Genomic DNA, 22,081 nt, shown 5'->3' with positions numbered 1-22,081 from the left:
ACCGCACCAGCGACGAACCGTCAGCCCTCACGACACCACGAGTTCAACCTCAGTAGCGTAGGTGGCGGGTTTCAACCGCGGCGGAGGGTGGAAACGAAACGGCTCCACTCCCCCGCCGAAAAGGCGATCGCCCGACCCGGGACCTTGGAGTCACGGACGGGTATCACACCGGGAATTCCATCCGCCACCTCGACGCAGTCACCGTTATTAGCGCCGCTGTAGCTCGACTTGCGCCATTGCGCATGGACGAGGTCATCAGCTCTCATCGCTCATACTCTTTCAGGTAGTTGCGCATCAGATCGAGAGAATCACTTGTCCAACCTCAGCCTGCGAACGCGGCGCCCCAGCCGCGCGTTGGGCGACAGGTCTCCGCCCTCGTTGATGAGCTCCATGGTGCACGCCCCTCCGTCCCCGTGAACCGTCAGTGCACCGACGGCCGGTGGCGGGCCGCGTCGATGTACACCTCACCCTCTCCCGCCGCACGCGCCGTTAACCAGATATGCGTGGATCATCCCTCTCGGTAGTGAACGGGCGTCGTATGCTTGACAGTTGGCCGCACGCACGAGCGATAAGCGAACACGCACGCATTTAACGCCGTGTTGTCCGCGTTTGCCGACGGCTCTGTAACAGAGGTAGCCGGGCGCGCCGCCGAGGGGAATCGGCGGGTCATGAATGACAACACGCCGATCACACCCCGCCCCCTCCACCAGCGCCCCGAGGCGCGCTGCCGGGTGATGACCGCGCAGGAGCTGCGCGAGCACGGCGTCGCGCCCGCCGTCGCGCACGACAGGTGCCGCCCCGGGGGGCCGTGGCAGATGCCGTTGCCCGGCGTCTTCTTGTTGCGCTCGGGACCACCGAACGAGGAGGAGACGCTGCACGCGGTGCTCCGTTACACGGGCGGGCGGGAGGGCGAGGCGGTGGTCAGCGGGCTCGCGGCGCTCGCGCTGCACGGGTTCACGTCGGTACCGCCGGTGACGGCGCTCGACCAGGTGGATGTGCTGGTGCCGCGCGTGCGGCGGCTGCGCTCGGCGGGGTGCGCGCGCATCGTGCGCACCCACAGGATGCCGCGGCCCCTGCGGGTGGGCGGCTTCCCCGTGGCGCCGGTGCCGCGCGCGCTGGCCGACGCGATCGCGCGCCTGCCCGACGCGTTGACCGTGCGGCGCCTGCTGTCGGAGGCGATCCGCGGCGGCCACTGCGATCCCCAGCCTGTGGTACGGGAGTTGGCGCGGGGGCGGCTGCTTGGACGGCCCCAGGTGGCGTCGGCGATCGACACGCTGCTGACCGAGGGCCGCGCGCTCGCGGAGGACCGCCTGCTGCGCGCGGTGCGCCTGGGCGCCCTCCCCGACCCGTGCTGGAACGTCGCCCTGTGGCTGCCCGACGGCCCGTTCCTCGCGGAGGTCGACGCGTACTGGCCGCGCCACGCGGTGGCCGTGGAGATCGACATGAGGGTGCCGCGCCAGCGCGGCGACCGGACCGGCACGGACGAGGAGGCGCTGCGCCGCGACCAGACCCTGGCGGGCCTCGGCATCACCGTCCTGCACCTGACCCCGCGCGCCCTGCGCGACGCCCCGAACGCCCAAGTGACCACGATCGAACGCGCGTTGGCCGCGGCGGAGTCCCGCCCCTCGGCGTCGTACGTGGTGGTGATGCCGCGGTGACGGCTCGCCGCGGTGAGCGGCGTCGTGGCCGGGGGGCCCGGTCGCCTGCGGCGGGCTTCAGGGTGCCGGACGCGAGATATCCGACCGCCCGCAAGGCCGTGCGCCCTACGGTTCAAGCCCACCCCCGCTCGGCGAGCGGGTTCCCACGGCCCCCTTCCGTGTTTCCCGCGGGCATGTGGACGCCCCCGCGGGCACGCGGGCACGTGGACGCCCCGCCCGCCGAAGAGATGCCCGGTGGGCGGGGCCGTGCCGCGGTCAGCCCGTGGTCGGGGGGCGCCGGTCGGGCGGCAGCTCGCGCGAGAAGCCGCGCACGACGGGCGGCCCCTCGCGGCGCGGGAACCGGCGCCGCGCGTTGTCGATGAGCGCGACCATGTCGGCATACCGCGGGTCGGTCCACCCCTCGGGTGCTCCACTGTCCTGCCGTCCCGTCACGACCGCCCCTCTCCGTCGGTGTCCGGCCTCAGACAGTACCGGGCGGTCCGCCGCGTCCGGGGCGACGAGGCAGGGGGTGGGGCGGCGGGGAGAATGGCGGCATGGCGATGTGCAAGAAGTGCGGGTGGGCCGAAGGGCCGTTGGCGCCGTTCCTGCGCCCGGTGCCGTTCCGGAGTGGACCGGGTGGACGCGGCCGCGACCGCCGCCGATATGGCCGGGGGCCTCGGGTTGATCAGGCGAGGAGTCATGGCGGTGGCGCGGCTGGTGCAGCGCGCGTTCGACTGACGTGACACCAGGGCGGGCGCGCTCGGGGCCGACGTTCGCGGCATGCGCGCAGACGGCCGCGCGTAGACCTCGGCGCGCCCCCGAGGCGGCCGGTCGCCAACGTCGGCCGCTCCGGCGTCCGTTCACCCCGCGATGACAGGAATGTGACAACTTTCCGGCGGGGATCCCCGGGAAGTGATCGCTTCCGTAGGATGACCGGTCATCCTGCTCCGGAATCCGAACAAGGATGCCCATGTCACTAAGACCCCGTTCCCACTCGCTGCCGCCGGGGATACCCCCGGCGGGCAGACGCCGTCCGCACCGGACGGTCCTCACCGCGGCGCTCGCCGTCACGCTCGGCTTCGCCGGGGTCACGCCCGCCCTCGCCGACGACTCCGCGACGGCGCCGGCGCCGCTCGCGGACAAGCCGATCGGCGAGAAGTTCTCGACCCAGGACGCCACGCTGCTCGCCGAGGCCAAGGCCGCGGGCGATGACTTCGTGACCCTGCTGATCGCGGCCGAGCCCGGTGAGACCGAGCAGGTCGCCGAGCGGCTCGACGCCGTCTCCGGCGCCTCCGTCGGCTTCACCGAGGAGAGCATCGGCTATGTCCGCGTCACCGTCACCACCGGAAAGGCCGACGCGGCGATCGAGGAGGCCACCGGGCTCGACGACGTCCTCGCGATCGACCTCAACGACACCGTCCAGGCGCCCGATCCGTCACCGGGCGCTGGCGAGCAGGTGGCGGAGGCGTCCGCCGCGCGGCGTTACCAGGGCCCCAACGAGGACACGCCCGCCGAGAACCCCTACCAGCCCGCGCACGAGACCGGCGCCGTCGACTTCGTCGACGACCACCCGCGCTGGGACGGCCGCGGCGTCACGATCGGCGTGCTCGACCTCGGCGTCGACCTCGCGCACCCCGCGCTCCAGGAGACCACCACGGGCGAGCGCAAGATCGTCGACTCGGTCACCGCGACCGACCCGATCATCGACGGCGACCTGTCGTGGCGCGCGATGACAACGGCGGTCAGCGGCCCGTCGTTCACGTTCAACAACACCGAGTACACCGCCCCCGAGGGCGACTTCCTCGTCAACGTCTTCCGCGAGTCCGTCGCGGTCGGCGAGATCGGCGGCGACGTCAACCGCGACGGCGACACCACCGACGTCTTCGGCGTGCTCTACGACCCCGAGGCGGGCGCGGTCCGCGTGGACATCGACGCCGACGGCGACTTCACCGACGAGTCCTGGATGACGCCCTACAACCAGGACTTCCAGGTCGGGTACTTCGGCACCGACGACGAGGACACCGAGGTCGCCGAGTCCCTGCCGTTCGTCGTGGAGATCCGCGAGGACGTGCCGATGGACCCCTACGGCGGCGACTGGGTCGGCGAGGTCCGCGACTTCGTCAACATCGGCATCGTCTCGGGCAACCACGGCACCCACGTGGCGGGGATCGCCGCGGCCAACGGCCTGTTCGGCGGCGAGATGAACGGCGCGGCGCCCGGCGCGCAGATCGTCTCCTCGCGCGCGTGCGTCTTCGGCGGCGGCTGCACCTACACGGCGCTGTTCGAGGGCATGATCGACCTGGTGGTCAACCGGGACGTGGACCTCGTCAACGTCTCCATCGGCGGCCTGCCCGCGCTCAACGACGGCAACAACGCCAGGGCGCACCTGTATACCGAGCTGATCGACACCTATGACGTGGAGCTGTTTATCTCGGCGGGCAACGACGGCCCCGGCGTCAACACCATCGGCGACCCGTCCGTCGCCGAGAAGGTCGTGAGCGTGGGCGCGGCGATCTCGCGCGAGACTTGGGCCGCCAACTACGGCTCGGGCGTGGACGTTTCCTACGGCATGCTGCCGTTCTCCTCGGCCGGTCCGCGCGACGACGGCGGCTTCAAGCCCACCATCACGGGGCCCGGCGCCTCGATCAACACGATCCCGACCTGGATGGCGGGCTCGCCGGTCGCCGAGGCTGGCTACGACCTGCCGCCCGGCTATGGCATGCTCCAGGGCACGTCGATGTCGTCGCCGCAGGTCGCGGGCGCCTCCGCGCTCCTGCTCTCCGCGGCGAAGCAGCGCGGCATCGACCTGTCGGCCGCTGACCTGCGGACCGCGCTGACCAGCTCGGCCGACCCGATCCGCGGCGTCCAGGCGCACGAGCAGGGCGCGGGCCTCATGGACACCGGGGCGGCGTGGCGGCTCATCAGCAGGGGCGCGACCGCCTACGAGTACGACGTGCGGGCGCCGGTCGACCACGACATGTCGGACTTCCTGGCGACCCCGGGCGTGGGCGCGGGCGTGTACGACCGCGAGTCGGCGCCCGCGGTCGGCGAGCGGGAGCGTTACGAGGTCACGATCACCCGCACCAGCGGGCCCGACCGCGCCGTCCGCCACACGCTGGACCTGGCCAACAACCACGACCGCACGTTCCGCATCACCGGGCGCTCCACGGTCTCGCTGCCGCTGGACGAGCCGGTGACCGTGACGCTCGAGGCCAAGCCGCGGTCGTCGGGGGCGCACAGCGCGATCCTCACCGTGGACGACCCGCGCAGCCGCGGCATCGACCACCAGATCCTGGCCACCGTCGTGGTGCCGCAGGAGCTGCCGGGTCCTTCCTTCGCGGTCTCGGAGGAGGGCGAGGTGCAACGCAACGCCTCCGACTCGTACTTCGTGCGGGTCCCCGAGGGCACCAGGTCGTTCGAGGTGGCCCTCGACGGGCTGGCCGAAGGCAGCCAGACGCGGTGGATCGCCATCACCCCGTGGGGCACGCTCGCCGACGACTCCACGACGACGATGTGCTACCCGAACTACGACAACCCCGCCAACACGTGCGACCCGGCGCGGCGTTCGTATCTGAACCCCACCCCGGGCGTGTGGGAGATCGAGGTCGAGTCCCGGCGCACCTCGCCGCGGCTGAACAACCCGTACACGCTCACCGCGACGGCGCTCGGGGCGACGTTCGACCCCGAGACGCTTGAGCTGGCGCATGTGGTGGCGGGCCAGCCGACGCCGGTCGGCTGGCGCGTGACCAACGAACTGGCGCCGCTGGCGGGCTCGTTCGCCGCGGGCGAGCTGGGCTCGGCCCTTGAGGACACCCCGACGATCGGGCACGGCGCATACCTCACCAACGAGGTCGTCATCGGCGAGGGCGTCGGCTCGTTCAGCGCGGTCATCGGCTCGCCCGACGACCCGGGCGCCGACCTGGACCTGTATGTGTACAGGGACGGCGAGTCGGTGGGCGCGTCCACCTCGTCGGGCTCCGAGGAGGCGGTGGTCATCGAGAACCCCGAGCCCGGCACGTACACCGTCGAGGTGCACGGCTACTCGGTGCCGCAGGGCAGCACGGCCTTCGCCTACCGCGACGCCTATCTGAGCGAGGGCCTCGGCACGCTCACGGTGGACGAGGAGCAGGCGGTCGAGCTGGCCGCGGGCGAGACCGCGTCGGTCCCCGGCGAGGTCACCGTGACCGCCGCCGCGGCCGAGGCGGGCGAGGGCCGGGTGATCTTCGGCGAGGTGCGGCTGCTCAACGAGGCGGGCACGCTCGCGGGGAGCGGCAACCTGACGATCCTGCACGTCACCCCGTAGTGACCGGGTAACCCGCGACACACCAGGGGCGGGCGGACGGCACACGCCGGACGCCCGCCCCGTTCGTGTGCGCCGTGCGAGGATGACGTGCGACACGCCGACGAAGGAGACCACCAGGTGCCTGGCACGAATCTCACCCGCAACGAGGCGCAGGAGCGGGCCGCGCTGCTCGCCGTCGACCGCTACGAGATCGACCTCGATCTCTCGGGGGCGCCGGAGGGCGGAACGTTCCGCTCAGCGACCACCGTCGTCTTCACCGCGCGCGAGGCCGGGTCCACCTTTGCCGACCTGGTCGCCGACGGCGTTTTTGAGGTGCTGCTCAACGGCGCCGCGCTCGACCCGGCCGAGGTGTTCGCCGACTCCCGCATCGCGCTCGAAGGGCTCGTCCGCGGCGAGAACGAGCTGCGCGTGGTCGCCGACTGCCGGTACACCAACTCCGGTGAGGGGCTGCACCGTTCGGTGGACCCCGTGGACCAGCAGGTCTATCTCTACACGCAGTTCGAGGTGCCCGACGCCCGCCGCGTGTTCGCCTGCTTCGAACAGCCGGACCTCAAGGCGACGTTCAGGTTCACCGTGACCGCGCCCGAGGGCTGGACGGTCATCTCCAACGCGCCCACGCCCGAACCCAAGGACGGCGTCTGGCGGTTCGACCCCACGCCGCGCGTCTCCACCTACATCACGGCCATTATCGCGGGCCCTTACCACGCGGTGCACAGCAGCTGGAGCAGCGGCGAGCGGACCGTTCCGCTGGGCCTGTACTGCCGCCCCTCGCTCGCCGAACACCTGGACGCCGAGGCGCTGTTCGCGGTGACGCGGCAGGGATTCGACTGGTTCGAGGAGAAGTTCGACTACCCGTTCCCGTTCGCCAAGTACGACCAGCTGTTCGTCCCCGAATTCAACGCCGGAGCCATGGAGAACGCGGGCGCCGTCACCATCCGCGACCAGTACCTCTTCCGCTCCAAGGTCACCGACGCGGCGTACGAGATGCGCGCCGAGACCGTGCTGCACGAGCTGGCGCACATGTGGTTCGGCGACCTGGTCACGATGGAGTGGTGGAACGATCTCTGGCTCAACGAGTCGTTCGCCACCTACACGTCGATCGCCTGCCAGGCCCACGCGCCCGGCAGCCACTGGCCGCAGGCGTGGACGAGCTTCGCCAACCAGATGAAGACCTGGGCCTACCGCCAGGACCAGCTGCCGTCGACCCACCCGATCATGGCGGAGATCAACGACCTGGACGACGTCCTCGTCAACTTCGACGGCATCACCTACGCCAAGGGCGCCTCGGTGCTCAAGCAGCTGGTGGCCTACGTCGGGCAGGACGCGTTCTTCCGCGGCGTGCAGGCGTACTTCAAGCGCCACGCGTGGGGCAACACCCGGCTCACCGACCTGCTCACCGCGCTGGAGGAGACCAGCGGCCGCGACCTCAAGGCGTGGTCGGCGGCGTGGCTGGAGACGGCGGGGATCAACGTCCTGCGGCCCGAGATCGCCGTCGACGAGTCGGGCGCGATCACCGAGTTCGCCATCCGCCAGGAGGCCCCCGCGCTGCCCGCGGGCGCCAAGGGCGAGCCGGTGCTGCGCCCGCACCGCATCGCGGTCGGCCTGTACGAGCTGCGCGAGGGCGCGCTGGTCCGCACCGACCGCGTCGAGCTGGACGTGGACGGCGCGCGCACGCCCGTTCCGCAACTGATCGGCAGGGCGCGCCCCGATGTCCTGCTGCTCAACGACGACGACCTGTCGTACGCCAAGGTGCGGCTCGACCCCGACTCGATGGCCGTGGTCGCGCGGCACGTCGGAGACTTCACCGAGTCGCTGCCGCGCGCCCTGTGCTGGGCCTCCGCGTGGGACATGACCCGCGACGGCGAGATGGCCACGCGCGACTATCTGACGCTGGTGCTCTCCGGCATCGACAAGGAGCGGGACATCGGCGTCGTCCAGTCGCTGCACCGGCAGGTCAAGCTGGCGCTCGACCTGTACGCCGCGCCCGACTGGCGCGAGACGGGCCTGGCGACGTGGTCGGACGCGGCGCTCGCCCGGCTGCGGGCGGCCGACGCGGGCGGCGACCACCAGCTGGCGTGGGCGCGGGCGTTCGCGGCGACCGCGCGCACGGACGCGCAGCTCGACCTGCTGGCCGGGCTGCTCGACGGGAGCGAGTCGGTCGATGGCCTGGAGGTGGACACCGAGCTGCGGTGGGCGTTCCTGTCGCGGCTTGCCGCCACGGGCCGGGCCGACGAGGCCACGATCGCCGCCGAGCTGGCGCGCGACGCCACGTCGGCGGGCGAGCGGCACGCGGCGGCGGCGCGGGCGGCGCGGCCGACCCCCGAGGCCAAGGCGGAGGCATGGGCCTCGGTCGTCGAGCACGACAAGCTGCCCAACGCCCTCCAGGAGGCGGTGATCGGCGGCTTTGTGCAGACGGACCAGCGCGAGCTGCTGGCGCCGTACACGGAGAAGTACTTCGCGGCGGTCAAGGACGTGTGGAACGGCCGAAGCCACGAGATGGCGCAGCAGGTCGTGGCCGGGCTCTACCCGGTGGTGCAGGTGTCGCGCGCGACGCTCGATGCCACGGACGCGTGGCTGGCGACGGCCGAGCCGACGCCCGCGCTGCGGCGCCTGGTGACCGAGGCGCGCGCCGGCGTGGAACGCGCCCTGCACGCCCAGGCGGCGGACGCGGCGGCCGAGCCGCGGTAGGCACCGCCGAAGGAGAACGCCTCGACGACGGGCCCCTTCCGGCGACGGGAGGGGCCCGTCCGCGTCAGCGCTCGCGTTGTCAGCGCTTGCGGCGTCAGCGCTTGCGGTCGCTCAGGACCACGAGGCCCGCGATGACCGCGAACAGCGCGATCGGCGCCAGCACGAAGAGGCCAAGCGTCTCGATCACGCTCAGCCCGGGGCCCGGGTCGTCGCCGTCGTCCCGGGTGAGCGCCTGGGCCGCGGGGGATGCCAGCAGGGTGAGCAGCGTCGTGCCGCCCAGGACGGCGGCGGCGCGCTTCTTGTTCAAGTTGACCACGGGGCCACAGTAACGAACGCCGACATCTCGCTCACCACCGCCCGTACCAGCGAGGCCACCCGCTCCGACGCGGCCAGCTCCTCCAGGGTCACGGGGCGGCCCGTTCCATCGGCGACGGGCAGGCGCCAGTTGGGGTATTCGTCCCACGTGCCCGGCACGTTCTGCGGGCGCAGGTCGCCCACCGTGTCGGGGAGCCAGATGCCGACCATGCGCGCCGGCGTGCGCGCCAGGTAGCGGTAGGCGGCCGCGATGCGCTCCTCCTCGCCCGCCCCCGGCGGCAGCAGCCCCAGCCGCGCGAACGCCGCGAGCCACTCCGCCGTCTCGCTCAGCGCCTCCCGCAGCGCGCCAGGGGCGTCCGCGAGCAGCCCGAGGCGGCGGCGCAGCTCGACATGGTCGGCGGTCAGCCTGGCCGCGGTGGACGGCAGGTCGTGCGTGGTCACCGTGGCCAGGCAGGACGAACGCCACTGCGCGGGCTCGAGCGGAGGCCGCCCCTCGCGCTCCCAGTGGCGCTCGAACCACAGCACCGACGTGCCGACGACGCCGCGCTCGGCCAGGTCCTCGCGCACCCCGGGCTCCACCGTGCCCAGGTCCTCGCCCACCAGCACGGCGCCCGCCCTGTGGGCCTGGAGCGCCAGGACGGCGAGCATGGCGTCGGCGTTGTACGACACATAGGTGCCCTCGACGGGTGAGGCGCCCTCGGGGATCCACCACAGCCTGAACTGCCCCATGACGTGGTCCACGCGCAGCGCCCCCGCGTGCCGCAGCAGCCCGGCGACCAGCTCGCGGTAGGGCGCGTAGCCGAGGCGTTCGAGCGCGTCGGGGCGCCAGGGCGGCAGGCCCCAGTCCTGGCCGTTCTCGTTGAACGCGTCGGGCGGCGCGCCCGTGGACATGCCGATCGCCAGCACGTCCTGCTGCGCCCAGGCGTCCGAGCCATGGGGGTGGACGCCGAGGGCGAGGTCGTGGACGAGGCCGATGGGCATCCCGGCCGCCTCGGCGGCGCGCTGGGCGCGGGAGAGCTGCCCGTCGGTGAGCCACGCGAGCCAGCTGTGGAAGTCGATGCGCTCCAGGTGCTCGGCGCGGGCGCGGGCGGTGGCGGCCGAGCGCGGGTCGCGCAGCCCGGCTGGCCACGCGCGCCAGTCGGGGCCGTACGTCTCGGCCAGGGCGCACCACGTGGCGTGGTCCTCGAGCGCCTGGCCCTGCTGGGCGAGGAACGCGCAGTAGGACGCGTGCCGCCCTGGGCTGAGCGGCACGCGGCGCAGGATCTCGAGCGCCCGCAGCTTGAGCGCCCACACGGCGTCCCTGTCGATGGGCTCGCCCGCGTCGATGACGGCGGTGCGCAGCGAGGCGGCGCGTTCCCGCAGGGCGTCGAGGTCGGCGCGGGCGCCGGGGTCGAGATAGGCGTACTCGGGGATGTGCTCGATCCGCAGATGGATCGGGTCGGCGAAACGGCGTGTGCCGGGGCGGTAGGGGGACGGGTCGGTGGGCGCCCCTCCGGCGCCGGGGACGGCGGCGTGCAGGGGGTTGATCTGGACGAACCCCGCGCCGAGCGTGTGCCCGGCCCAGCTCGCGAGGTCGGCGAGGTCCACCAGGTCGCCCATGCCCCAGGAGCGGGTGGAGAGCACCGAGTAGAGCTGGACCAGCAGGCCGACGGTGCGCCCTGGCGGGTCGGGCAGCCGGTCAGGGGCGACGATCAACGGGGCGGTCGCCGTTCGCCCTTCGGGCGCGTTCGCCGTCAGGGTGTGCCAGCCCGGCGGCAGCGGCGCCTGGCCCCAGGCCAGCTCGGCGCCGTCCTCGGTGGTGACGCGCAGCTCGGTGCCCGGCGGCACGGGCGGCGGCGGGCCGCCCGCGCGGTGCACAACGGTGGGCGGGAGCAGGCGGCCTGTGGTGTCGGGGACCTCGGAGCGCTCGGGGTCGACGCCGAGGGCGGCGAGCACGGCGGCCACGGTGTCCCTCGGCACCTCGACGGTGCGGCCCGGGCCCGGGCTGTAGGAGGTGGCGACGCCGTGCGCCGCGGCGAGGCGCGCGAGCCGCTCCATCAGACCTCGACTGCCTCCGCGCCGCCACGCCCGTTGGGCTCCGCGGTCAGGGGCGGCTCGACCGCGAGCGGCTGCTCGGCGGTGAGCGGGGCGAGGTCGTCCAGGGGCGGCTCGCTGGTCAAGGGCGCCTCACGGGCTGAGGTCGATGAGCTCTGAGTGGGCAGCGGGATGAGCTGGAGGGTGTCGCGTGTGTCGCGGTGCTCGGTCCTGGCGGCTCCGGCCACGGGTCACTCCGTTCGCCGACGGCGTCGTGCTCGGTGGGTGCTTGGCGGGTTGCTCGGTAGGTGCTCGGTGGGGCGTCGAGTACTGCTCTACCCAGTCAACGCCACCGCACCCGTCCGCGCGACGGGAAAGCGACGCACTTCACGCCGTCCGGGGCGAAGATTTTCCGCGTCCGCCGCGATGGGGGGCGAAAACTTGCGGATGCGCTTGCGGATGCGAAGACGGACGGATCAGGGAGGGGAGGGATCAGGCCGATCTGCCGCCGTCGATCCTGGCGAGGGCGTCATCGGCTCCGTAGGGGCGCAGATACGGCAGCCACCGCGGATCGCGATGGCCCGTGCCGATGATGCGCCAGGCCAGCCCCGAGGGCGGCCCGGGCGTATGTCGGAGCCGCCAGCCCAGCTCGGCGACGTGCCGGTCGGCCTTGATGTGGTTGCAGCTGCGGCAGGCGGCGACGACGTTGTCCCAGGCGTGCTGGCCCCCGCGGCTGCGCGGGATGACGTGGTCGACGCTGGTGGCCACGCCCCCGCAGTACGCGCAGCGGCCGCCGTCGCGGGCGAACAGCGCGCGGCGGGTGAGGGGCACGGCGGTGCGGTAGGGGACGCGGACGAACCGCTTGAGCCGCACGACGCTCGGCGCGGGTATGGCGTGGGTGGAACTCCGCATCAGCGCACCCGAGTCCTCGAGGCTCACGGCCTTGTCGTTCAGCAGCAGGATCAGTGCGCGGCGGACCGGTACGACGCCAAGCGGCTCGTACGACGCGTTGAGGACCAAGACGTGTGGCACGAACGCCCTCCGTTTCCGTCGGCGGCGCGTGGCTCGCGCCGGGACGATCTCCCTCAGTGTGTCCCGCGCGGTACCGCGAGCGCCACCACGATCGGGAAATGCACTGATTGTGTCGTTCGCCACACCCTTCACTCCTCGACCGTTTCTTCCCTTCTCCCCCAGGGGCTTCGGACCGTTCCATGGAGCGGGACGGCTTGAGCGGGGCGCGCGTCGCGGGCCAGAGTGGTGCGCATGCACGACACGCCCGCGCCCACCGCGCGCACCCGTCCCTGTGTCCCCTGCTCATGGGCCCGCCGCCGCGGGCGCGCGGCGGGGTGGTGACGGTGGGCGGGAGCTGGGAGTCCTGGCTGGCTTCGGGGCTGCGGATCACGCTCATCGTCGTGGTCGCGCTGCTGCTGCGGCTCGCGCTGCGCCGGTCGATCGGGCGGCTGACGGCGCGGCTGAACCGCGAGGACGGCAACCGGCGGCGCTCGTCGGCGATGGGCGGCCTGCTGGTCAACCCCGAGCGGCGCAGGCAGCGCTCGGAGACGATCGGCTCGGTGCTCAAGAGCACGGCGTCCGTGCTGGTGCTCGGCACGGCGGCGCTCATGGTGCTCTCCGAGCTCGGCGTGCAGCTCGGCCCGCTCATGGCGAGCGCGGGGGTCGCGGGCGTCGCCCTCGGCTTCGGGGCGCGCAGCGTGGTCGCGGACGTGCTCGCCGGTCTGTTCATGCTGCTTGAGGACCAGTACGGGGTGGGCGACACGATCGACGTGGGCGAGGCCACGGGGACCGTGCTGGAGATCGGGCTGCGCGTGACGACGCTGCGCGGCGCCTCGGGCGAGACCTGGTACGTGCGCAACGGCGAGATCACCCGCGTCGGGAACCTCAGCCAGGGCTGGGCCACCGCGACCGTGGACGTGCCGGTCGCCGCCGACGCCGACCTGGAGCGGGTGCGGCGCGTCCTCGCGGAGGCCGGGGCCGGGATGGCGGCGGACGCGCCGTGGAAGGAGCTGCTGCGCGAGCCCGTCGAGGTGCTCGGCGTCGAGGAGGTCACGGCGGATTCGATCACGCTTCGGGTCACCGGCAAGACCGCGCCAGGCAAGGCGCCCGAGGTGGAACGCGAGCTGCGCTGGCGGATCAAGCGGGCCCTGGGCGCGGCGGGCATCGAACGGGCCGGTGAGCCCGGCACCCCGCTGTCCGAGCCGACCGGGACCTGAGGGGCGACCGGGACCTGAGGGGCGACCGGGGTCCGGGGCGACCGGGGTCCGTTGTCAGTGGGGTCGTCCACAATGGCCCCCATGACCGCGACCACCTCACCCGTCACCATCCGCGGCTATGCGCCGGGCGACCTCGAAGCGCTGCGCGACATCTGCGTGCGGACCGGTCTCGTCGGAGGCGACGCCACGGGCCACTACGCGGACCCGGCGATCCTGCCCGCGATATTCGCCGAGCCGTATGCCGCGTTCGACCCCGGCCTTGTGTTTGTCGCGGACGACGGCTCGCGCGCGATCGGTTACGTGGTGGCGACGGACGACAGCGTGGCGTTCTTCGAGCGGTTCGCCGCGGAGTGGGCACCCGCGCTGGCCGAGCGCTTCCCCGCGCCCGAGGGGAAGCCCACGACGCCCGACGAGGAGCTGCGCGACCTGCTGCACCACGCCGGGCGGATGCTGGTGCCGGAGATAGCCGCCGCCCACCCGGCGCACCTGCACATCGACCTGCTGCCCGAGGGCCAGCGGCGGGGGCTCGGGCGGCGCCTGATGAACGCGCTGTTCGACGCGCTGCGGGCGCGTGGCGTGCCGGGGGTCCACCTGGGGATGAGCCCGGCGAACACCAACGCCCGCGCGTTCTACGACCGGATCGGCTTCACCGAGCTGCCGGGCCACGGCGAGGGCATCACCCACCTCGGCGTGCGCTTCTGACGCCGCGTCGGAGAATCGGGCCGCGCCATGGGAACCACCTCGGCCCGTAAGGCGTGTTGAGGGGGAAGGGGTCGGGGGAGCCCTGACGGGATAGCGATCTCGACAAGAAGTCGGCAGGGGCTGTGTGGTGGCCGGACAGAGCGGCATACTGCTGGCCGTGGCCCTGCCCGGACACGCGCAGGGGCCGGACATACGAGGGGGAGGGCCGGGAGCATGACTCACCCGCCTACCGCACCGCCCGCGTCCCCGCCGGGCGGGCAGGGCGCGGCCGCCCGGGCGCCGTGGCCCGCCACGGCCGCGCCACCCGCGGCCCCGCCGACGCCCGAGCCGCCGCGCCGCAGCGCGTTCGCCGAGGGCGCCGCCCAGGTGCGGGCCGCCGCCCGCACCGAGCCCGGCAGGCTGCGGATCATCGGGGCCGCCGTCGCCGGGCTGCTCCTGCTGTTCGGCGCGCTCACGTTCTTCGAGATCACCGACCGGGCCGACGCCGCGCGGACCGTGGAGGAGCGCAGCCAGCCGCTGAGCGCCGACGCCGCGGAGATATACCGCTCGCTCGCCGACGCCAACACCACGGCGGCCGCGGGCTTCCTCGCGGGGGCGGACGAGGACCCGGCCGTGCGCGAGCGGTACGAGCGGGACATCGACAACGCCGCGCGGCTGCTCGCCTCGGCCGCCGCGCACAGCTCCGACTCGGCCAGCGCGCGCCGGTACATCGAGACGCTCACCGAGGAGCTGCCGTTCTACGCCGGGCTCGTGGAGACCGCCCGCGCCAACAACCGGCAGGGCCTCCCCCTCGGCGGCGCCTATCTGCGCTATGCCGACCAGCGGATGCAGGACACCCTGCTGACCGCGGCCGAGGAGCTGTACGAGCTGGAGACCCGCAGGTTCGAGGGCGACCTGGCCGATGCGCGGGACTGGCCGTGGCTCGCGCTGGGCTCGGGCGCGCTGGCCCTGGCCGCGCTCGCGTGGGCCCAGCGGCGGCACTATCTGCGCACCAACCGCGTGTTCAACCCCGGTCTCGTCGCCGCGACCACCGCCGCGGCCGTGCTGCTCATATGGCTGGCCGGGGCGCACGTCGTGGCGCGCGGCGCGCTCAGCGACGCCGACGAGAACGCCGCCCAGTCCCTCAGCGCCCTGAACGGCGCCTGGACGGAGGCGCTCAAGGCGCGCGGCGACGAGAGCATGACGCTGGTCACGCGCGGCGCTGGCAGCGAGTTCGAGGACAGCTACACGACCCACATGGACGCCCTCGCCGCCGAGCGCGGCGGGCTGCTGCCGAGGGCCGGTGAGCTGGCCGAGGACGCCGAGGGCAGGGCGCCGGTCGACGCGGCCGTGGCAGCCACCGAGGAGTGGCAGGAACGTCACAGCGTGGCAAGGGAGTTGGAGACCGCGGGGGCATACGACGAGGCGGTGGAGGCCGTCATCGGCGTGGAGCGGCCCGAGGAGTCGACCGGCGAGAGCTTCGACCGCGTCGACGCGTCGCTCGCCGACGCGGTGGAGCACGAGCAGCGGGAGTTCACGCGCGCCGCGGCCGACGGGCACGGCGCGCTCGGGGGGCTGACGGCGGGGGCGGTGCTCCTCGCGCTGCTCGCGGCTCTCGGCACGGTGCTCGGCATCGCGCGCCGCCTGTCGGAGTACCGGTGAGGACCCCGTGAGAGCGCGGAGGGAGCGGACGGTGCCGAGGACGAGAAAGCGTTCGAGAGCGGGGGGCGTGGGGCGTTCGCGCGACGCGCGGGCCCTGCTGCTCGCCGCCGGAGGGCTGGCGTTGGCGGGCGCCGTGCTCGCGGGCTCGCTGCCCGACGGGGCGGGCGGCCACCGCAGGGCGGGCAAGCACGCCGTCGCCGAGCCCGCCGACGAGCACGGCGTGGGCACGGTCGCCGAGCGCGAGACGTGCGACGACGGCAGGGACGCCGCGGAGAGCTACCCCGCCGAGCGCGTCGTGGGCTCGTCGGTGGATGAGATCCAGGACCGGGGGCAGCTGATCGTCGGCATCGACCAGAACAGCTATCTGTGGGGGTACCGCACGCCCGACACCGGGGAGATCGTCGGCTTCGACATCGACCTGGTCGAGGCGATCGCCGAGGACCTGCTCGACACCCAGGACCCCGACATCGTCTTCCGCGCGATCCCCACGAGCGAGCGGATCAACGCCCTCCAGGACGGCGCCGTGGACATGGTGGTGCGGGCGATGTCGATCACGTGCGAGCGGTGGGAGGACGTGGCGTTCTCCACCGCCTACTTCGAGACGGGCCAGCAGCTTCTCGCCCCGCGCAACTCCCCGATAGACGGCTTCGACGCGTCGATGGCCGGGCAGCGCGTGTGCAGCGCGGAGGGCTCGACGGCCGCCGAGCTGCTGGCAACGGAGAGCCACGGTGCGGAGCTCGTGACCGCGCCGAACCATCTGGACTGCCTCGTTCAGGTGCAGTTGGGCGAGGCCGACGCGCTCATGACGGACGCCGCGCTGGGCGCGGGGCACGTGGCGCAGGACCCGTCGATGGAGCTGATCGGCGAGCCGCTGACCGAGGAGTCCTACGGCGTGGCGTTCAACGCCGAGGCCACCGACCTGGTCGCCTGGGTCAACGCCGTGCTGGAGGATTACCGCCAGGGCGGCGCCCAGAGCCGCTGGACGGCCGCCGCCCAGGCGCGCCTCGAGGGCTATCTCTACGGGGAGAACGAGCCGCCCCCGAGCCCGCCCGAGCCGCTCTACCGGAACTGACCGGTGATCAACGACCCGTTCGGGGAAGGGATCCGGCAGGCGGTGGCAGAAGCGAGACGAGATGGCGACTGAGGGGAGAGCGATGGCCCCGGATTCCGGCGGGAAAGTGCTGAGCCGCGAGGAGGTGGACCGCGCCTTGGCGCGGCTGGGTGCCGAGCACGAGGCGATCGAGTCCTCCCTGCTCGCGCTCCAGGACCACGCGGGCCGCAGACTGCTGGAGGGCGCCGAGCTCGCGGGCGTCACCCGGGACCGGTGGGCGGTGGCAGAGGAGACCGTCACCCGGCTCTGGTCGTACTTCGACACGTGCACCGAGGCTCTTGAGACGGCGCGCGAGGTGCGGGGAAGGCGCCGCAACCCCAGCCGCGACGACCTGCTCCAGCTCAGCATGCTGCTCGACGGCGCGAACCTCACGGTCGCGGGCGAGGGCGGGCGGCTGGCCGAGCACCTGAGCTGGTCGGAGCTGGTCGAGCGGATGAACGCCGGGTACGCGGCCGTGCTCGACATGGTCGTCGCGGCGGACTCCGTGTGGTCGGCGCTGCCCGCGCGGATAGATCTGCTGGCCGCCGAGCTGCGCCGGTTGCGCGAGCTGGCGCACTCCGTGGGCGTGCGCCCTGGCGCGCACCCCGCGGGGGACGATCTGCACCGGGTGACCGGCGAGTTGACGGCGCTGCGGGCCGAGGTGATCGCCGATCCGCTGGCGTTCTGGATCCCGGCGGGCGGCAGCAGCGCGCCGGGCGGCGGGCGCCCCGAGACGTCGCGCTACGACGCGGCCGCGCGCGCCATCGACGACATCAGGCGCGAGGTGGACGCGGTCATCGGGGTGCGCAAGGACGCCGAGGACCGGCTGATCCGGCTGCGCGACGTGCTCTCGCGGGCCGACCGCACGCTCGCCGAGGCGCGCACGGCGCGCGGCGAGGTGCTGGCGAAGATCGCCGCCTCCGAGGTGCCCGCGGTGAGCGGCCCTTCCAGCGTGCTGCACGAGCAGCTCGCCACCGCGGCCGACTACCGCAGGCGCTCGCAGTGGCACCGGCTCTCGCCGCTGCTCGAGTCGCTTGAGCAGCGCGCGGACGAGGAGCTGCAACGGGCCCGCGACTCGCTGTCCGCGGTGACCGCGCCGCTGGCCGTCCGCGCGGAGCTGCGCGGCAGGCTCGACGCGTACAAGGCGAAGGCCGCCCGCCTCGGGAAGGCCGAGGAGCCGATGCTGGTGGAGCGCTACGACGTGGCGCGCAGGCTGCTGTGGACCGCGCCCTGCGACCTGCGCGCCGCCGAGCAGGCCGTGCTGCGGTACCAGCGGGCGGCGGCCGAGGTGCTGGTCCCCGACCCAGGTCCCGTCGATCGGAGGAGCGACCCGTGAGCCAGACGGCGACCAGAACGTGTCAACGGCCCGACTGCGACGGCGTGTACGAGGACGTGGGCGCGGGCGAGCTGTACTGCGACACGTGCGGCCTCGCGCCCGTGGTCTCGCCCGAGGGCATGATCGGCGTGGCCGCCACCGGGATGACGGGCGCGGCGCGCGGCTCCCGCGGCTCCTCCGGCTCCCGCGGCTCGGAAGGTTCGGACCGCTCGGGTGGCACGGGCACCGGCTCGGGCTCGTCGCTCGGCTCGGGCCGCTCCAGCGTGTCGTCGCGTTCGCAGTTCTCCCGCCGCTCGGTGTCGGGGCGGCTCTCGCGCGCGGGCGCCGGGGGGATGGCGGGGCGTTCGGTCTCGGTGCGCTCGTCGCGTTCGAGCACCAGCACGTCGGCCCGTTCGCGGCTCGGCGCCGGCCTGGTCTCGGTGCCCCAGGTGCCCAGGCCCGACCCGCTCTCGGCCGTCCTGGAGAACCCCGAGGTGCCCGAGCGGAAGCGGTTCTGCGGGAACAGCGACTGCGGGGCCCCCGTGGGCCGTTCGCGCGGCGGGCGCACCGGGCGCACCGAGGGGTTCTGCACCAAGTGCGGCCACCCGTACTCGTTCATCCCCAAGCTCCAGCCCGGCGACGTGGTCAGGGACCAGTACGAGATCGCGGGCTGCCTCGCGCACGGGGGCCTCGGCTGGATCTATCTGGCGATCGACCGCGCGGTGTCGAACCGCTGGGTCGTGCTCAAGGGCCTGCTGGACACCGGCGACGAGGACGCCATGGCGGCGGCGATCTCCGAGCGGCGGTTCCTCGCGGAGATCGAGCACTCGAGCATCGTGCGCATCTACAACTTCGTCGAGCACCTCGACCGGCGCACCGGCTCGATGGACGGCTACATCGTGATGGAGTACGTCGGCGGCAAGTCGCTCAAGGAGATCGCCAACGCGCGCCGCGCCCCCGACGGGCGCCGCGACCCGCTGCCGGTCGAGCAGGCGTGCGCGTACGGGATCGAGGCGCTGGACGCGCTGGGCTATCTGCACAGCAGAAACGTCCTGTACTGCGACTTCAAGGTGGACAACGCCATCCAGCAGGACGACCAGCTCAAGCTCATCGACATGGGCGCGGTGCGGCGGATGGACGACCACGAGTCGGCGATCTACGGCACGGTGGGGTACCAGGCGCCCGAGGTCGCGGAGATCGGCCCCTCGGTGGCCTCCGACCTGTACACGGTGGCGCGCACGCTCGCGGTGCTGACGTTCGACTTCCAGGGCTATACGACGGTGTACGCCGACAGCCTGCCCGAGCCGGAGAACATCGAGGTCTTCCAGCGCTACGAGTCGTTCTACCGGCTGCTGGTGCGGGCCACCGACCCGGATCCGCGGCGGCGGTTCGCCTCGGCGCAGGAGATGGCCGAGCAGCTGACCGGGGTGCTGCGGGAGATCGTGGCGATGAGCAGCGGGCAGCCGCAGCCCGCGCTGTCCCAGCTGTTCGGGCCCGAGCTGCGGGTGGTGGACACGGAGTTGGTGCCGCGCCCGAGGGGCCCGGTGTCCCTGCTCGGCGGGCGCCCGCGTGGGCGCCGGCGCGCGGCCCGCGCCGCGAGCCCTCCGGCGCTCGCCCCCGCGCCCGCCACTCCGGGGACGCCGCCCGGCGCCGTGGGGCCGCCGCCGCAGGGGGCGCCGCCCCCGCCCGCGCTACCGCCTTCGGTGCAGGGGGCGCCCGTCGACTCGGATGCGCCGGTGACCGTTCCGCCCGACCTGCGGGGCATCGTGCTCGCGCTGCCGGTGCCCCGCGTCGACCCGGCCGACCCCAACGCGGGCTTTCTCGCCGGCCTCATGGCGACCTCACCCGCCGACCTGGTGGTGGCGCTGCGCTCGGCCCCGACCGACTCGGTGGAGCGCCGGGTGCGCGAGCTGCGCGCGTATCTGGAGATGCCGGGCGACGCGGCGGCGCTGGCCGCGCGGGACGCGCTCGCCGACCTGACCGAGCGGCACTCAGCCGACTGGCGCGTGGTCTGGTACCGGGGTCTTGCCGCGCTGGCCGGGCGGGACCTGGAGACGGCGGCGCTGGCGTTCGACGCGGTCTACGACGCGTTCCCCGGCGAGGTGGCGCCCAAGCTGGCGCTCGCGGTGTGCGCCGAGGCGCTTGACCAGCTGGACAACGCCGCCGACTACTACGAGCTGGTGTGGACGACCGACCCCAGCCATGTCAGCGCGGGCTTCGGCCTGGCCCGCGTGCGGCTTGCGGCGGGGGACAGGGCGCGCGCGGTGGCGGCCCTGGAGTCGGTGCCCGAGACCTCGGCCCACTGGATCGCCGCGCGCGTGGCGGCGGTGCGGGCCAGGCTGCGGGGTCGGGCGCCCGCCGACGACCTGCTGCCCGACCTGCTCGCGGCGGGCGAACAGCTGGCGCGTTTGCGAGGCGCCGGGCTGGAACCGTGGCTGGGTGAACAGCTGTCCTGTGAAGTGCTGGGTTCCGCGCTGGACTGGGTATTGTCCCAACCCCCCGGTCAGTTCCAGCGGCAAACGGATCCCCAGCGGACACTCCTGGGCGCCCCCCTGGACGAGACCGGTATCAGGCTCGGGCTTGAACGCTCCTACCGGCGCCTCGCCCGGCTCGCGCAGACCAGCAGTGAACGGACCGAACTGGTGGAGGCGGCCAATCGCTTCCGCCCGAGGACATGGGTGTGACAATGCCGCAGCTCGACCAACTCTCCGCCTGTCCCGGCTGCGGTGAGCCGCTGGAGGACGACGATCGCTTCTGCGGCGTCTGCGGTACCGATCTGCGCACCGCCTCCCGCGAGGCCGCGCCCCCGCCGCCGCCCGCCGCGGCCCCCCCGGCGGCTCCGGCGTCCCCGGCTCCGGCGCCCGCGCCACCCGTTCCGCCCGCGCCCCCCGGATACCCGGTGCCCCCCTCGGCCGCGCTGGCGCGCGAGCCCGCGCCGCACGCCGGGCGCACGCCCACCGAGCCGGACTTCACGCTCCCGCCCCCGTTGCGCGCCGACGCCGACGCCGACGCGCTGCCGCCGCCCTCGGGCCCGCCCGTGTCCCCCGCGCCGCCCCCGCCCCCCGGCGCGGCACCGGCCGCGCCGCCCCCGCAACAGCGGGCCCCACAGCTGCCACAACAGCCCCAGCCCCAGCCCCAGTCGGCGCCCACGCGCCCCGACCCGCGCATCGCCCACGACGGCGCGCCCACCGCGGCCGACCGCCCGCTGTGCGCCGTGTGCGGCCAGGGCCAGGTCGACCCCGACGGGTACTGCGTCGAGTGCGGGCGCGCCCAGCCCGACGACCGCGACCACGTCGAGCGCGCGCTCGGCGGCGTGGCCGCGGTCAGCGACCTCGGCCTGCGCCACCACCGCAACGAGGACGCGTTCACCGTGTCAGCCACCGCCCTGTCCGACGGCTCGCCCGCCGTGCTCGCGGTCGTGTGCGACGGCGTCTCCTCGTCGTCGCGCCCGCACGAGGCGTCCGCCACCGCGGCCGAGGCCGCGCTGGAGTCGCTGCTCGCCGCGCTCCCGCGCGGCGTCGGCGGCCAGCGCGCGATGCACGACGCCCTGCACGCCGCCGCCACCGCCGTCGCCGCGCTCGCCGAGACCGGCGAGCAGGAGCCGGGCCGCAACGCCCCCGCCTGCACGATCGTCTCCGCCGTCACCACGGGCCAGACGCTCACCGTGGGCTGGATCGGCGACAGCCGCGCCTACTGGGTGCCAGAGGAGGAGGGCGGCGCACCGGCCCGGCTGACGCAGGACGACTCGTGGGCCGCCCAGATGGTGGCCGCGGGGCTGCTCAGCGAGGCCGAGGCGATGGCCGACCACAGGGCGCATGCCATCACCGCGTGGCTGGGCGCCGACGCCCAGGAGATCGCCCCGCACACCCGCTCGTTCGAGCCCGACCGCCCCGGCGTCGTCATCGTGTGCACCGACGGCCTGTGGAACTACGCCGAGACCGCCGACGAGATGGCCCGCATCGTCCCGGCGAAGGCGCGTTCCGCCCCGCTGCCCAGCGCCCAGCACCTGGTGCGCCACGCCCTCGAATCGGGCGGCCACGACAACGTGACGGTCGCCGTCATCCCGTTCCCGACCGAGCCCGACCGGGCCGAGACGGCCTGAGCCGCGGCCGTTCACCCGCTTTCTCCCCCGCCCTGGCACGACAGGAC

16 protein-coding genes are annotated in these 22,081 nt (G+C 73.8%); 10 read left to right on the top strand and 6 right to left on the bottom strand.

The features are described 5' to 3' along the window. Positions 1–71 precede the first annotated feature (71 nt). Entirely contained in the window at positions 72–266 is a 195-nt protein-coding gene (locus tag DEH69_RS13635) for a DUF397 domain-containing protein (protein ID WP_113687216.1), read from the bottom strand. A 402-nt stretch (positions 267–668) separates the two neighbouring features. Between DEH69_RS13635 and DEH69_RS13630 the strand changes: the two genes are divergently transcribed. Beyond that, a complete protein-coding gene (locus DEH69_RS13630) occupies positions 669–1,658 on the top strand; it encodes a hypothetical protein (RefSeq protein ID WP_181727426.1) in 990 nt (329 codons plus the stop codon). Positions 1,659–1,913: 255 nt separating this feature from the next. Here the strand turns inward: DEH69_RS13630 and DEH69_RS31500 are convergent, their stop codons facing one another. Beyond that, complete coding sequence (locus DEH69_RS31500; RefSeq protein ID WP_181727425.1) at positions 1,914–2,090, bottom strand: hypothetical protein; 177 nt, start codon at positions 2,088–2,090, stop codon at positions 1,914–1,916. A gap of 517 nt (positions 2,091–2,607) precedes the next feature. Between DEH69_RS31500 and DEH69_RS13625 the strand changes: the two genes are divergently transcribed. Continuing rightward, positions 2,608–5,940, top strand: a complete 3,333-nt coding sequence (locus DEH69_RS13625; protein ID WP_113687214.1) for a S8 family serine peptidase — start codon at positions 2,608–2,610, stop codon at positions 5,938–5,940. A 117-nt stretch (positions 5,941–6,057) separates the two neighbouring features. Then, positions 6,058–8,628: an aminopeptidase N gene (gene pepN / locus DEH69_RS13620; protein WP_113687213.1), complete on the top strand. Its 2,571-nt coding sequence runs from the start codon at positions 6,058–6,060 to the stop codon at positions 8,626–8,628. Positions 8,629–8,722: 94 nt separating this feature from the next. On the opposite strand, the gene DEH69_RS13615 is transcribed toward pepN, so the two are convergent. The 4 genes from DEH69_RS13615 to DEH69_RS13600 all read right to left on the bottom strand — a co-directional run bounded on the left by DEH69_RS13615 (position 8,723) and on the right by DEH69_RS13600 (position 11,988). Then, complete coding sequence (locus DEH69_RS13615) at positions 8,723–8,944, bottom strand: hypothetical protein (protein WP_258534650.1); 222 nt, start codon at positions 8,942–8,944, stop codon at positions 8,723–8,725. After that, entirely contained in the window at positions 8,932–10,980 is a 2,049-nt protein-coding gene (gene malQ, locus DEH69_RS13610; protein ID WP_113687212.1) for a 4-alpha-glucanotransferase, read from the bottom strand. Before malQ ends, DEH69_RS13615 begins: the two co-directional genes overlap by 13 nt. Further along, complete coding sequence (locus DEH69_RS13605; protein ID WP_113687211.1) at positions 10,980–11,204, bottom strand: hypothetical protein; 225 nt, start codon at positions 11,202–11,204, stop codon at positions 10,980–10,982. The genes malQ and DEH69_RS13605 overlap by 1 nt, the downstream gene beginning before the upstream one ends. 244 nt (positions 11,205–11,448) lie before the next feature. Next, positions 11,449–11,988: an HNH endonuclease gene (locus DEH69_RS13600; RefSeq protein WP_113687210.1), complete on the bottom strand. Its 540-nt coding sequence runs from the start codon at positions 11,986–11,988 to the stop codon at positions 11,449–11,451. A gap of 284 nt (positions 11,989–12,272) precedes the next feature. Here DEH69_RS13600 and DEH69_RS13595 point away from each other — a divergent pair, with 284 nt between their 5' ends. The 7 genes from DEH69_RS13595 (at position 12,273) to DEH69_RS13565 (ending at position 22,034) form a co-directional block, all read left to right on the top strand. Continuing rightward, complete coding sequence (locus tag DEH69_RS13595; protein ID WP_113687209.1) at positions 12,273–13,184, top strand: mechanosensitive ion channel family protein; 912 nt, start codon at positions 12,273–12,275, stop codon at positions 13,182–13,184. A gap of 81 nt (positions 13,185–13,265) precedes the next feature. Continuing rightward, positions 13,266–13,886: a GNAT family N-acetyltransferase gene (locus tag DEH69_RS13590; protein ID WP_113687217.1), complete on the top strand. Its 621-nt coding sequence runs from the start codon at positions 13,266–13,268 to the stop codon at positions 13,884–13,886. A 213-nt stretch (positions 13,887–14,099) separates the two neighbouring features. Continuing rightward, entirely contained in the window at positions 14,100–15,527 is a 1,428-nt protein-coding gene (locus DEH69_RS13585) for a hypothetical protein (protein ID WP_113687208.1), read from the top strand. A gap of 31 nt (positions 15,528–15,558) precedes the next feature. Then, positions 15,559–16,599 (top strand): glutamate ABC transporter substrate-binding protein, encoded by a 1,041-nt coding sequence (locus DEH69_RS13580; protein ID WP_258534649.1) that lies wholly within the window; start codon positions 15,559–15,561, stop codon positions 16,597–16,599. 82 nt (positions 16,600–16,681) lie between these two features. Beyond that, a complete protein-coding gene (locus tag DEH69_RS13575; RefSeq protein WP_113687206.1) occupies positions 16,682–17,953 on the top strand; it encodes a hypothetical protein in 1,272 nt (423 codons plus the stop codon). After that, positions 17,950–20,616 carry a serine/threonine-protein kinase gene (locus DEH69_RS13570; RefSeq protein WP_113687205.1) on the top strand — a complete coding sequence of 889 codons (2,667 nt, stop codon included), beginning with the start codon at positions 17,950–17,952 and terminating at the stop codon, positions 20,614–20,616. Before DEH69_RS13575 ends, DEH69_RS13570 begins: the two co-directional genes overlap by 4 nt. After that, the gene (locus DEH69_RS13565) at positions 20,607–22,034 is read left to right on the top strand and encodes a protein phosphatase 2C domain-containing protein (protein WP_309302792.1); all 1,428 of its coding nucleotides are present in this window, start codon (positions 20,607–20,609) and stop codon (positions 22,032–22,034) included. The genes DEH69_RS13570 and DEH69_RS13565 overlap by 10 nt, the downstream gene beginning before the upstream one ends. The last annotated feature ends 47 nt before the right edge of the window (positions 22,035–22,081 follow it).

This window comes from Streptomyces sp. PT12 (assembly GCF_003311645.1).
Taxonomy (GTDB): Bacteria; Actinomycetota; Actinomycetes; order Streptomycetales; family Streptomycetaceae; genus Streptomyces.
Note: the sequence above shows the minus strand (reverse complement) of the source record. Positions and strands in the feature narration are given on the sequence as shown.